Origin of the sequence: Brachybacterium sp. GCM10030252, from assembly GCF_042666535.1 — a bacterium.
In the GTDB taxonomy this organism is placed as follows: domain Bacteria; phylum Actinomycetota; class Actinomycetes; order Actinomycetales; family Dermabacteraceae; genus Brachybacterium.
This window is the reverse complement of record NZ_JBHTDM010000004.1, coordinates 244,642-256,681: the sequence shown is the minus strand read 5'-3', so window position 1 is coordinate 256,681 and position 12,040 is coordinate 244,642. Positions and strand designations below refer to the sequence as shown.

10 protein-coding genes are annotated in these 12,040 nt (G+C 71.2%); 3 read left to right on the top strand and 7 right to left on the bottom strand.

The annotated features are described in order from the left end of the window. Positions 1-32: 32 nt before the first annotated feature. Positions 33-767, bottom strand: a complete 735-nt coding sequence (recO, locus tag ACFQRJ_RS02855; RefSeq protein WP_377016832.1) for a DNA repair protein RecO — start codon at positions 765-767, stop codon at positions 33-35. Between the two features lie 254 nt (positions 768-1,021). On the opposite strand from recO, the gene ACFQRJ_RS02850 reads away from it, so the two are divergent. Both ACFQRJ_RS02850 and ACFQRJ_RS02845 read left to right on the top strand, forming a co-directional pair. Next, positions 1,022-1,762, top strand: coding sequence for an EcsC family protein (locus tag ACFQRJ_RS02850; RefSeq protein WP_377016830.1), 741 nt, complete (start codon positions 1,022-1,024; stop codon positions 1,760-1,762). Further along, on the top strand, positions 1,759-2,355 hold the full coding sequence (locus ACFQRJ_RS02845; RefSeq protein WP_377016828.1) for a 2'-5' RNA ligase family protein: 597 nt from the start codon (positions 1,759-1,761) through the stop codon (positions 2,353-2,355). Before ACFQRJ_RS02850 ends, ACFQRJ_RS02845 begins: the two co-directional genes overlap by 4 nt. Positions 2,356-2,441: 86 nt before the next feature. Here ACFQRJ_RS02845 and ACFQRJ_RS02840 read toward each other — a convergent pair whose 3' ends face one another. Further along, the gene (locus tag ACFQRJ_RS02840; RefSeq protein WP_377016826.1) at positions 2,442-4,793 is read right to left on the bottom strand and encodes a M28 family peptidase; all 2,352 of its coding nucleotides are present in this window, start codon (positions 4,791-4,793) and stop codon (positions 2,442-2,444) included. Between the two features lie 111 nt (positions 4,794-4,904). On the opposite strand from ACFQRJ_RS02840, the gene ACFQRJ_RS02835 reads away from it, so the two are divergent. Next, positions 4,905-6,110: a DMT family transporter gene (locus ACFQRJ_RS02835; protein ID WP_377016824.1), complete on the top strand. Its 1,206-nt coding sequence runs from the start codon at positions 4,905-4,907 to the stop codon at positions 6,108-6,110. 31 nt (positions 6,111-6,141) lie between these two features. Here ACFQRJ_RS02835 and leuA read toward each other — a convergent pair whose 3' ends face one another. The 5 genes from leuA to ACFQRJ_RS02810 form a co-directional block, all read right to left on the bottom strand. Beyond that, positions 6,142-7,851 (bottom strand): 2-isopropylmalate synthase, encoded by a 1,710-nt coding sequence (leuA, locus tag ACFQRJ_RS02830; protein WP_377017266.1) that lies wholly within the window; start codon positions 7,849-7,851, stop codon positions 6,142-6,144. A gap of 308 nt (positions 7,852-8,159) precedes the next feature. Then, positions 8,160-9,113, bottom strand: a complete 954-nt coding sequence (gene era, locus ACFQRJ_RS02825; RefSeq protein ID WP_377017264.1) for a GTPase Era — start codon at positions 9,111-9,113, stop codon at positions 8,160-8,162. Between the two features lie 34 nt (positions 9,114-9,147). Beyond that, a complete protein-coding gene (locus ACFQRJ_RS02820; RefSeq protein ID WP_377016822.1) occupies positions 9,148-10,482 on the bottom strand; it encodes a hemolysin family protein in 1,335 nt (444 codons plus the stop codon). A gap of 46 nt (positions 10,483-10,528) precedes the next feature. Then, positions 10,529-10,990: an rRNA maturation RNase YbeY gene (gene ybeY, locus ACFQRJ_RS02815; RefSeq protein WP_377016820.1), complete on the bottom strand. Its 462-nt coding sequence runs from the start codon at positions 10,988-10,990 to the stop codon at positions 10,529-10,531. Further along, positions 10,987-12,039: a PhoH family protein gene (locus ACFQRJ_RS02810; protein WP_377016817.1), complete on the bottom strand. Its 1,053-nt coding sequence runs from the start codon at positions 12,037-12,039 to the stop codon at positions 10,987-10,989. The genes ybeY and ACFQRJ_RS02810 overlap by 4 nt, the downstream gene beginning before the upstream one ends. Position 12,040: the final 1 nt, after the last annotated feature.

The following is a 12,040-nucleotide window of genomic DNA, read 5'->3' as shown; positions in this document are numbered from 1 at the left end:
GGTCTCCTCCAGGGTCTCTCGCGCGGACGCGCTCAGCGCTCGACGTAGCTCAGGGAGCGCACCGAACGCTCCAGGTGCCAGGTCACGGTGTCGCTGATCAGGCGACCGGCCTCGTGGGCCACCGTGTCCTCGGCCGGGACGACATTCTCCCAGTCCCCCGCCAGCAGGAAGATCATGTGCTCGATCGCCGACTGCCGCACCGCGATCGCCCCGGGACGGCGGCACCCGGTGCAGACCAGCCCGCCCGCGCGGACGTCCAGGGCGTGATGCGGGCCGGGAGCGCCGCAGGAGGCGCACATCCGCAGCTCGGGGGCCCACCCGGAGACGGCGAGGGTGCGCAGGAGGAAGGAGTCCAGCACCAGGGGCGGTGCGACCCGGCCCTCCCCCATCGCGCGCAGCGCACCGACCAGCATCAGGAAACCGCGCTGGCTGGGATCGACGACCTCGTCGGTGAGCCGGTCGGTGGTCTCGAGCATGGCGCTGGCGGCGGTGAAGCGGCCGTAGTCCGCGCTGATCGCCACGGCGAACGGTTCGATGATCACGACCTGGGTGACGGTGTGCAGATTCTTGCCCGCGTGCAGCTGGAGGTCGACGAGGCTGAACGGCTCCAGACGGGCACCGAAGCGGCTGCCGGTGCGGCGCACGCCCTTGGCGACCGCACGCACCTTGCCGTGGCGCCTGGTCAGCAGCGTGATGATGCGATCGGCCTCGCCCAAGGGGTGGGTGCGCAGGACGATCGCATCGTCTCGATAGAGCTTCTGCTGCATGGTGCCTCGAGCCTACGACCAGGGGCTCACGGACGGGCGCACCTGCGAGCGGTGTCGGCCAGGAGGTCCATCACGTCGGTGCTCAGGGCGACCCGCGTGATCGGTGGTCCCGGGCCATGGTGGGCGCCGAGGGCCCCGGCCCGCCGCACCGAATGGTCGGGACGTGTCGCCGTCAGCGCCCGACGACGGCATGATGGCCGCACGCGATGGGCGCCCGTCCGGGCAGCCGGAGACGAGACGAGGAGGGATTCGCCGTGGGCATCCTCGGAATGCTGCGCCGTGACCGCAGGACCACCAGCACGGCACGTCAGGCGCTGAAGGAGGCCCGCAGAGGTCCTCGCGCCGAGAGCGAGCCGGCCGCCGCGGACGCGAGCGGTGGAGCGCTCCAGCGCCTGGTCGAGACGTTCCGCGACATCGGACTGGACGGCAAGCTCAGCTACTCCTCGGCGCAGGACATCGCCCGGTGGGCGCAGCGCGGCCGGGGGCGGAAGCGCCCGGAGGTCGCGATCCGCCGCATCGTGCGTCGCCATCGCCGCGGCGTGACCGTGGCGGGCTTCCTCACCGGTCTCGGCGGCATCTTCACGCTCCCCATCCTGCTGCCGACCAACGTGGTCGAGTTCTACGTCCAGTCCACCCGCATGGTCGGCGCCATCGCCGTGGTGCGCGGGTACGACGTCGACGACGAGGACGTCCGGGTCCGCGTCCTGGCAGCGCTGATGGGCGAGGAATCCGGGGACGTGCTCAAGAACGTCGGGCTCGGTCCGGTCGCCGGAGTCGCCACGCGCACCGTCGCCAAGCGCCTGCCGACCAGTCCTCAGTCCGCCGTCGCCGGCGCCATCGGCGGGCGGATCCTGCGCAAGTTCGGCCTGCGCTCGGTGCGTCTGTTCGGCAAGGCGATCCCCGGCCTCGGCGGCGTGCTGGGGGCCATCGGAGACCGTGCTCAGCTGGCACGGATCGCGAAGGCGGCCAGGGAGAGCTTCCCGCCGGCCGCATGATGCGGGTCTTCGTCTCGATCCGGCCCTCACCGGATGCCCTGGACCATCTCGCCTCCGCACTGGACGAGGTGCGGTCGCGGACGGGACTCTCCTTGCGCTGGGGAGACGCCGCCCAGTGGCATCTGACTCTCGCCTTCCGTCCCCACCTGCCCGACGGGGCGGTCGATGGGGCCCTGGCCTCGCTCGCCGAGGTGGCCGCGCGGCACGAGCCGATGGATCTGCAGCTCTCCGGGGCGGGGACGTTCAGCAGCCGCACGCTGTGGATCGGGGTCGGCGGGGAGGTCGATCGTCTCGGCGCCCTGATGAGCGAACAGCTGCTGGGCGAGGAGGATGGTGAGCGCCGGCGGGCCCACCTCACGGTCGCACGGGTCTCCGCCCGGGCACCGCGAGCGCGCCGCCGTCGTTCGCGCTGGGACCCGCCGCAGCCGGATCCGACGCAGGTGATGCTCGCCGACGCCGTCCATGCGCTCTCCGTCTACCGCGGGCCGATGTGGCGGACCGACGAGATCCAGCTGGTCACCTCCCGCCTCGGGCAGGGCCGTTCCGGGGGTCCGCTGCACGAGGTGCTGGGCGCCGTCCCGCTGGGAGGGTGAGGCCGGCCCACGGACGATGACCGGATCGGGACCGGAGTTCTCGCGATGCCGCGCGCAGAGTCGCCCTGGTGTTCTCGATGCCCTCTTCAGCTCGTCCGGATCGTGGAGCTCACCGTGACGCGGGGCTGGACGAGGGAGACGTCCTCCGCGGGCTCCGTCCAGCCACCGGCGAGAGACGGCTCGAAGATCGTCTCGCGCACCGTCAGCTCGGCGCCGGCGGCGAGCGAGAACTCGATGGTGATCGTCTGCCCCGCGCGCACCCCGACGATGCGGACCTCACCCAGGCCGCCCTCGGCACGGACGGGGGTCCCGTCGACCGTGACGTCGGTCAGCGTCCCCTCCTCCGGCACGAGCAGGAACTCGGAGGCGTCCCGTGGCGCGGTGATGGTCAGCTCCGCGTCCGTCCTCCCGTCGGCCGTGTCGGCCCGCAGGTCGTACGTCAGCGGCTCCAGCTCGGTGGTCGCGGTCGTCCCGTCCAGCTGCTCACCCCAGTCGGTGGTGCCGGTGGCCTCCCAGGTCGTCTGCCCGCTCGACCCGTCCACATGTGCGGTGACGCGCTCCTGGATCGGCTCCGGAGAGGCGAGGGTGACGGCGGAGGCTCCGAGGGTCAGTCCGATCGCGAGCACCGCCGGGAGGACGGGGATCAGCACGCGGTGCGGGCGCCGAGCTCGGTGGTGCGCCCGCACCTGACGACCCAGGAACAGTGGCGCGGCGGCCGCCACGGTCAGGATCGTGGTCCCGGCCAGCCCACCGGCCGAGGAGGCGATGCCGAACTCCATCAGCGCCGAGATCTGCGCGCCGAGCGTCCAGCCGACGACCACCAGCGCCACCGCCCGCACCACCAGTCCCACAGCGGGCGGGAGGAGCACCGCGGCCAGCGCCCCGATCGCGGCGACTGCGGCCGGCAGGATCATGGCCATCCCGAGACCGGGAAGGAGCAGGCCGAGAGAGGTCAGCAGAAGCAGCATCGTGATCGCCGCGCCATGGAGGAGTGCCTGGCGCGTGATCAGGATCCGTGCCAGCACCCACGCGCCCGCCACCACGGCCGCAGCGGCCATCAGCTCGGCGACGAAGAACAGCTCGGCGCGGACGGGCTCGCCCGTCGTCTGCGAGAGCATCTCGGGGCTCGCTGCGGCGGCCGCCTCCCACAGCAGCGCCCCGGCTCCGGCGCCGAACATCACCGCCCCCAGGCCCGCGAGCACGCCGCCCAGGACGCCGGGAAGGGTGAGCTCGCCGCGCCGGCGCCGCACCAGCACGGCCGCCAGCAGCGCCATGGGGGCGAGCACGCTGATCACGCCCACCGCGGCCGGTGGCAGCGCGATGATCCCCCACGGAGCGGTGGTCTGGACCGGTTGCTCCCCGGCCCGTTCCTCGAGCGCGCCGAGATCCCGCTGCGCCAGGTCCCGGGTCAGCGCCAGGGTCATGTCGCCGTAGTGCTGGAGGGTGCCCCGGTCCAGATGGGCGGCGTCGTCCTGGGGGCTGTGATACGCCCACGAGTCGTCCGTGATCGCCATGTCCATGCCCCACCAGCCCGCCTCGCGGTACACGGTGAAGTCGGTGTCGTTGGGGATGAACTCGAACAGGGCGCCGGTGAGGGACTCGAACTCGGGATGCGGCATGGCGCCGTACACCGGGTGCATGGGCCCGTTCGATCGCGTCACCGTGGGGCGACCGGAGACGCCGCGGGCTTCGTGGTTCAGGACCACGACAGGTTCGGTGAGGTCGCCGGCGTGCGCGTCGACGAAGGCCTGCGAGCCGAGCAGGCCGGGCTCCTCGCCGTCGACCAGGAGGATCACGAGGTCGTTGCGCTGCGCCTCGGGTCCCAGGGCGCGGACGGTCTCGAGGATCACGGCGAGCCCGACCCCGGCATCGGCCGCCCCCGGCGCATTGGGCACCGAATCGATGTGCGTTCCCAGCACGATGGTGCCCGTGGGATCGGTGCCGGGTCGGGTCGCGACCAGGTTGCGGGTGTAGCCCGCCGAGCCGAAGCCGGCGCCCGTGTCGGTATCGGCACCGGAGACCGTCCGGGCGCCGATCGACTCCTGCGTGGTGGTCTCGAAGCCGAGCTCGGCCAGACGGTCCGAGAGCAGGGCGTGGGCCTCGGCATCGGCATCGGAGCCGACGGGCCGAGGCTCCGCGACCGCGGGCGCGGCGGCCTCGCTCGCCCGCGCAGCGCTGAAGACGTCCGAACTCGCATCGGCGCCGACCGGGGTGCTCACGCCCCGGGAGGAGAATCCGATCGTGGCGGCGGCCAGGAGCACCACGAGCAGTGCCAGGCCCTGCCATCGGCCGAGCAGCGTGCCGCCTCCCTCGCCGTGCGCATGACCCGGTGCTCCGGCCTGAGTGTCGCCATGCTGAGGGTCGGTGTGAGCGCCGGGCTCGGGTTCGGAGCTCGTACTGTGCGGAAGCGGGGCCTCGTCCTCCGAGTGCGTCGTCATGGCACCTGTCTACCCGGACCCCCACGGCCCTGTCTGTCGTTCTCCCGAACGAGATGTGACCTGCGCGCCCGCGAAGTGGACCGGCCGGGCCCGGTCGGGCACAGTGGAGTCGTGAAGACACCTGGTTACTCCGCCGGCCCCGCACCGTCCGGACCCGCTCCGTCCGGACCCGCTCCGGCCGACGGCACATCGAGTGGCCGGGCGCAGGCCGGTCCGGCCCCGGCGGGCACCGCCGGCACTGCGGCGGACGGCACGGTCGCTGCGGGCCCGCCGGTGGTGCCCATCCTGTTCATCCTGGGCTCGTGCTTCTCGGTCCAGTTCGGGGCGGCCCTGGCGACCCATCTCTTCCCCGCGCTCGGCTCCTGGGGGACCACGGCGCTGCGTCTGGGCCTGGCGGCCGTGCTGCTGATGGTGATCGTCCGCCCGAAGTTCCACCGCTTCACCCATCAGCAGTGGATCGCGGTGGTGGCCTTCGGAGTCATCGTCGGCGCCATGAACGGCAGCTTCTACAGCGCGATCGACCGCATCCCCCTGGGCACGGCGGTCGCGATCGAGTTCCTCGGACCGCTGACGGTCTCGGCGGTGCTCTCGACGCGTCGCACCGATCTGCTGTGGGTGGCGCTCGCCCTCGCCGGAGTCAGCCTGTTCGGTCTCGAATCCTTCACCGGCGCGGGGGTCCTGGACGGGATCGGGGTGCTGTTCGCTCTGTTCGCGGCCGCCTGCTGGGGCCTGTACGTGCTCGCCAGCGCCAGGGTGGGCAAGCTGGTGCCCGGCCAGGGTGGGCTCGCGGTCGCCATGGCGATCGGGGCGCTGGTGGTGCTGCCCCTCGGCGCCCCGGGAGCGCTGATCGGACTCATGGACCCGCAGCTCCTCGCTCTGGCCGCCGGCACCGCCGTGCTGGGGTCCGTGCTGCCCTACAGCCTCGAACTCGCTGCTCTCCGGCGCCTTCCCCGCCACGTGTTCGGGATCCTGCTCAGCCTCGGACCGGTGGTCGCGCTGATCGCGGGCGTGGTGATGATCGGGCAGGAGGCCACCTTGCTGCGGGTCGCCGCGGCGGTCTTCGTCGTCGGCGCGAGCATCGGCGTCACCGTGACCAGCCACCGGGCGGCGCACCAGGCACGCAGTGGCTCCGAGTCCGAGGCACCGGGCGCGGCTGACGGCGATCCAGCGGCGGACTGGGAGCTGCCGGCGCCCACCCAGTCCACCCTCACCGGCGAGATGCCCGTGATTCCTGACCCGGACGCCCGGGTCGACGACACGCCGACGGCGGCCCGAGCGCCGGGCGAGGACGGCCGCTCCGGCTCCGAGACGCTCTGAGCCTGCGGCGCGCTCAGGGCCCGGAAGGCGCTCAGAGCCGCGCGCGGTGCTCGCGGTTCAGGGCGGAGATGATCGCCTCGAGGGATGCCCGGGTGATGGATCCGTCGATGCCGACGCCCCAGAAGATCCGGTCCCCGATCTCGCACTCGATGTACGACGCCGCCAGGGAGTCGTCGCCCTCGGTCAGGGCGTGCTCGGCGTAGTCGAGGATCCGCACGTCGATCTTGCGCTCGGCGAGGGCCTTGACGAAGGCATCGAGCGGACCGTTGCCGATCCCGGTGATCTCGTGCTCCTGCCCGTCGATGACGAGCTGGACGGTGATGCGGTCGGCGCCCTCGCCGGTGGATTCCTGGGTCATGCTGCGCACGCTGAAGCGTCCCCACCGGCGGGCCTCCTCGTGGGAGGGCAGGTACTCGTCGGTGAACGCGTCCCAGAGCTGCTCGGCGGAGACCTCACCGCCGTCCGAGTCGGTCTTGTCCTGGACGATGCCGGAGAACTCGATCTGCAGGCGTCGCGGGAGGTCGAGGCCGTGCTCGGTGCGCAGGAGGTAGGCCATCCCGCCCTTGCCGGACTGCGAGTTCACGCGGATGACCGCTTCGTAGGAGCGTCCCAGGTCCTTGGGGTCGACCGGCAGATACGGGACCCGCCAGACGGCGTCGGCGACGTCCTTCCCGGCAGCCTCGGCGTCGCTCTGCATCCGCTCCAGGCCCTTCTTGATGGCGTCCTGGTGGGAGCCGGAGAACGCCGTGAAGACGAGGTCGCCGCCGTAGGGGTTGCGCTCGGGCACCGGCATCTGGTTGCAGTGCTCGACCGTGCGGCGCACCTCGTCGAGATCGGAGAAGTCGATCTGCGGGTCGATCCCCTGGGTGAACAGGTTCAGGCCGAGGGTCACCAGATCGACGTTGCCGGTGCGCTCGCCGTTGCCGAACAGGCAGCCCTCGATGCGGTCGGCCCCGGCGAGGTAGCCCAGCTCGGCGGCGGCGACCCCGGTGCCGCGGTCGTTGTGGGGGTGCAGGGACAGCACGAGGGAATCCCGGCGGTCGAGGTGGCGGTGCATCCACTCGATCGAATCGGCGTAGACGTTCGGGGTGGCCATCTCCACGGTCGCCGGCAGGTTGATGATCATCTTGTCGCTCGGCGTCGGCTTCACGACGTCGATCACCGCATTGCACACGCGCAGGGCGTACTCGAGCTCGGTGCCCGTGTAGGACTCCGGGGAGTACTGATAGGTGATCGCCGTCTCCGGGATCGTCTCGGCGTACTTGGTGCACAGCAGCGCGCCCTGGACGGCGATGTCCAGGACCGCGTCCTCGTCGGCCCGGAAGACGACGTCGCGCTGGACGACGGAGGTCGAGTTGTACAGGTGCACGACCGCCCGCTTCGCGCCCGCGATCGCCTGGTACGTGCGTTCGATGAGGTGCTCGCGGCACTGGGTGAGGACCTGGATGGACACATCCTCGGGGATCCGGTCCTCCTCGATGAGGGTGCGCACGAAGTCGAAGTCGGTGCGGGAGGCGGCCGGGAACCCGACCTCGATCTCCTTGTATCCCATCGCGACCAGGAGCTCGAACATGCGCAGCTTGCGCTCGGAGTTCATGGGGTCGATGAGGGCCTGGTTCCCGTCGCGCAGGTCGACGGCGCACCAGCGGGGGGCGCGGGTGACGCGCCGGGTCGGCCAGGTGCGGTCCGGCAGCTCGACGCGGATCTGCTCGTGGAAGGGCAGATACCGGTGGGTGGGCATGCCCGAGGGCTGCTGCGGTGTATCGCCCGTGGAGCCGAGGACGGGAGCCGACGGATCGCCGACGGCGGCGATCTCCGGCGCGGACGGCGCAGCGGACGAGGTGGCGGCGGACGAGGTGGTGGTCTCGTTCATGAGGGAATCCTTCTCGCTGGGGTACCGGTCGCCGGACAGCACGTCAGCCGCGGCGGGGTCCCGGCGTTCAGGTCCCGACGCGGCGGCTAAGCAGCAGAAGCGATCCACTCACGCTGGTCACGGTAGCACCGCGCGAGCGGACGTCGATCGACGCTCGCGATCCGAGACAGCGCACGTCAGAAGCCCAGGCGACCGAGCTGCTTGGGATCGCGCTGCCAGTCCTTGGCGATCTTCACCCGCAGGTCTAGGTGCACCTTGCGCCCCAGCAGCTCGTTGATCTCCGTGCGGGCACGGGAGCCGACGTCCTTGAGCCGGGACCCGCCCCTGCCGATGATGATGCCCTTCTGGCTGTCGCGCTCGACGAACAGCGTCGCACGCACCACCAGGCGTCCCGCGCCCGGTGCGACCTCTGCGAAGGGGTCCCCGTCGGGGTCTGTCTCGACGACCTCTTCGACCACCACGGCGATCGAGTGCGGGAGCTCGTCGCGCACGCCCTCGAGCGCCGCCTCCCGGATCAGTTCGGAGATGCGGTCATCGCGGGTCTCCTCGGTGAGCTGGTCGTCGGGGTAGAGCTGCGGGCTCTCGGGCAGGTGCGTGGCGACCACGTCCAGGAGCACGTCGACCTGCTCGCCGGTGACGGCGGAGATCGGCACGATCTCGTCGAAGTCGATGAGCTGGTCCACGGCCATGAGGTGCTCGGCCAGCCGGTCGCGGGCCACAAGATCCGTCTTGGTCACGATCGCGATCAGGCGGGGGCCGCGCCGGCCGCTGCGCATCTCGGCGAGATCCTGGGCGATGAAGCGGTCACCGGGACCGATCTTCTGGTCCGCGGGCAGACAGAAGCCCACCACATCGACCTCGCTGAGGGTCTCGCGCACCAGGTCGTTCAGACGCTCCCCCAGCAGCGTGCGGGGCCGGTGCATACCGGGGGTGTCGACCAGGATGATCTGGGACTCGGGCCCGGTGACGATGCCGCGGATCGCACGCCGGGTGGTCTGGGGCTTGGTGGAGGTGATCGCGACCTTCTCCCCCACCAGAGCGTTGGTCAGGGTGGACTTGCCGACGTTGGGCCGGCCCACCAGGGCGACGAAGCCCGCGCGATGGACGGGCGATTCCTGCTCGGTGTTCATGCTCGGGCTCTGTTCGTCATTGCTGTCCTGGTGATCAGTCATCTTCGTCCTCCTGGTCGGTCTCCGCCGCTGGGTCCTCGGGCGGCTGCGCCCGCGAGACGATCACGGTGGAGAGTCGGCGGCGTCGCCCTGCGGTCTGCTCCGCTTCCAGGGCGAGTCCGTAGGCCTCGGCGCGGGACCCGACGATGGGCACGTGGCCGGTCACCTTGCCCAGCAGCCCGCCGACGCTGTCGATGTCGTCGTCCTCGATCTCGAGGTCGAAGAGCTCGCCGACCTCCGAGAGCCCGGCCCGTGCGGGCACACGGTAGCGGCCGTCCCCGAGGTCCTCGATCTCGGGTTCGGCAGGGTCGTGCTCGTCGGCGATCTCGCCCACGATCTCCTCGAGGATGTCCTCGATCGTGACGATGCCGGAGACGCCGCCGTACTCGTCGACCACCACGGTGATGTGGACGTGGCTGGTCTGCATCTGCCGCAGCACCTCGTCGGCAACGACGAACTCGGGCACGAACCGGGCGGGACGCATGATCTCCGCGACAGGACGGTCCGGGCTCGGATCCCACGGTGAATGGATCGCCTTGAGCACGTCTTTGACGTAGAGCATGCCGCGCAGATCGTCGGCGCTCTCGCCGATCACCGGGATGCGGGAGAAGCCCGAGCGCACGAACAGGCGGACAGCCTCCTGCGCCGGGGCGTCCTCGGCGATCGCCACCATGTCGGTCCGGGGGACCATCAGCTCCCGCACCATGGTGCCGCGCAGGTCGAAGACTCCCTGGATCATGTCCCGCTCGCCGTCGGCGACGTGCTCGTCCTCCAGGGCGCGGTCGACGGTGCGACGGGCGTTCTCGGCACCGTCCTCGCCGCCTTCCTGCCCACCGGACCACGCTGCGCGGTTCTGCCCGACCCGTGCCAGCGCGCCGGCGGGCAGCCACAGCAACCCGCGGGCCGCGGCCACCAGCAGGCGGTTGGCGATGAGGACCGACTCGGGTCGGCGGCGGCCGATGGCTCGCGGGGAGATCGCGAGGACCGTCAGCAGCAGCGTCCCGGCGATCACCACGGTGACCAGGGCGGGCAGTGCCCATCCCGCTGCGCCGGGGACGTCCAGGGCGGTGTAGGCGATGCCCGCGACCGAGACGACGGCGAGGGTCTCTGCCAGCACGCGACCGAGCGCGACCGAGGCGAGGGTGCGTGCGGCATCGGCGTGCTGGGCCAGGACACGGTGCCGGACCGGGGCCGGCCGGTCCCCGACGGCCTTCTCCAGGGTCCCGCGGGAGACGACCAGATGCGCGGAGTCGACGGCGCCGAGCAGGGCAGCGATCACGAGTGCCGCCAGCGCCAGCGGGGTCAGGATGAGGAGGGCACCGGTCAGCATGTGCGTGGTCCGTCCCGCGGGATGGGACGCGGCGCGGGGTCGGCGGTCACCTCTCGCGCCGGGACGCGAGGAACGTCAGCAGCAGCTTGCGCTGGAGGTCGAACATGACGCGGCGCTCGTCCTCCTCCATGTGGTCGTATCCCAGCAGGTGGAGGATGGAGTGACAGGTCAGCAGCATCATCTCCTCGACGGCGCTGTGGCCGGCCGTGGCGGCCTGCTTCGCCGCGACGCTGGGGCACAGGACGACGTCGCCGAGCAGACCCTCCGGCGCCGGATGCTCGGGAGTGCCCGGAGTCAGCTCGTCCATGGGGAAGCTCAGCACATCGGTGGGCCCGGGCTCGTCCATCCACTGCACGTGGAGCTTCTCCATCGCCTCCTCGTCGACGAAGAGGATCGACATCTCGGTGGCCGGATTCAGGTGCATCGTCTCGAACACGAAGCGGGCGAGTTCGACGAACTCGCGCTCGTCGATGCTGGTGGTGGTCTCGTTGCGGATCTCGATGGTCATGATCCATTGCCCTTCGTGGCGCGGCGTCGGGATTCGCGGTTGCCGCCGGGGCCGACCTCCCAGCGTCCGTAGGCCTCGACGATGTCGGTGACGAGCCGATGGCGGACCACGTCGCGCGGGGACAGCCGGCAGAACGAGATGTCGCCGACGCCGGAGAGGACCTGCTCGACCACTCGCAGTCCGCTCTTCTGGGAGCCGGGCAGGTCGACCTGGGTGACGTCGCCGGTGACGACCATGGTGGAGTTGAAGCCGAGGCGGGTCAGGAACATCTTCATCTGCTCGGGCGTGGTGTTCTGCGCTTCGTCGAGGATGACGAAGGCGTCGTTCAGGGTGCGCCCGCGCATGTAGGCCAGCGGTGCGACCTCGATGGTCCCGGCGGCCATCAGCCGCGGAATCGACTCGGGATCGAGCATGTCGTGCAGCGCGTCGTAGAGCGGCCGCAGGTAGGGATCGATCTTCTCGTTCAGCGAGCCCGGGAGGAAACCCAGCCGCTCCCCCGCCTCCACCGCGGGCCGCGTGAGGATGATCCGGTTGACCTCCTTGTTCAGCAGCTGCTGAACCGCCATGGCGACGGCGAGGTAGGTCTTGCCGGTGCCGGCGGGGCCGATGCCGAAGGTGATGGTCGAGGTTTCGATCGCCTCGATGTACTTCTGCTGTCCGAGGGTCTTGGGGCGGATGCTGCGCCCGCGGGAGGAGAGGATCGTGCGTGAGAGCACCTGTTCGAGCTGCTCGCCCTGGGCACGCTCGTCGCCGTACAGGTTCGCCGCGCGCTGGACGGCCTCGGCGGTGACGGCCTGACCGCTGCCGGCGAGTCCGATGAGACTGCGCATGATGTGCTCGCTGCGGCGCAGGGCGTCCTCGGTGCCGCGCAGGGTGACCTGGTGGCCGCGCACGTGGACATCGGTGTCGGGGACGGCGTCCTCGAGGGCGGCCAGGGCCTGATCGTTCTCGCCGAGCACCTGGAACGGGCTGAGGTGATCGGGGATCGCCAGCCTCCGTTCATGCACCTCGGGGGTGCGGCCCGGGGGCGGGTTCACAGCATCAGTCAAA

Coding starts and splice junctions, on each gene's coding strand:
- recO (WP_377016832.1), bottom strand. CDS start 767: ATGCAGCAGAAGCTCTATCGAGACGATGCGATCGTCCTGCGCACCCAC.
- ACFQRJ_RS02845 (WP_377016828.1), top strand. CDS start 1,759: ATGATGCGGGTCTTCGTCTCGATCCGGCCCTCACCGGATGCCCTGGAC.
- ACFQRJ_RS02840 (WP_377016826.1), bottom strand. CDS start 4,793: ATGACGACGCACTCGGAGGACGAGGCCCCGCTTCCGCACAGTACGAGC.
- leuA (WP_377017266.1), bottom strand. CDS start 7,851: ATGCCCACCCACCGGTATCTGCCCTTCCACGAGCAGATCCGCGTCGAG.
- era (WP_377017264.1), bottom strand. CDS start 9,113: ATGAACACCGAGCAGGAATCGCCCGTCCATCGCGCGGGCTTCGTCGCC.
- ACFQRJ_RS02820 (WP_377016822.1), bottom strand. CDS start 10,482: ATGCTGACCGGTGCCCTCCTCATCCTGACCCCGCTGGCGCTGGCGGCA.
- ybeY (WP_377016820.1), bottom strand. CDS start 10,990: ATGACCATCGAGATCCGCAACGAGACCACCACCAGCATCGACGAGCGC.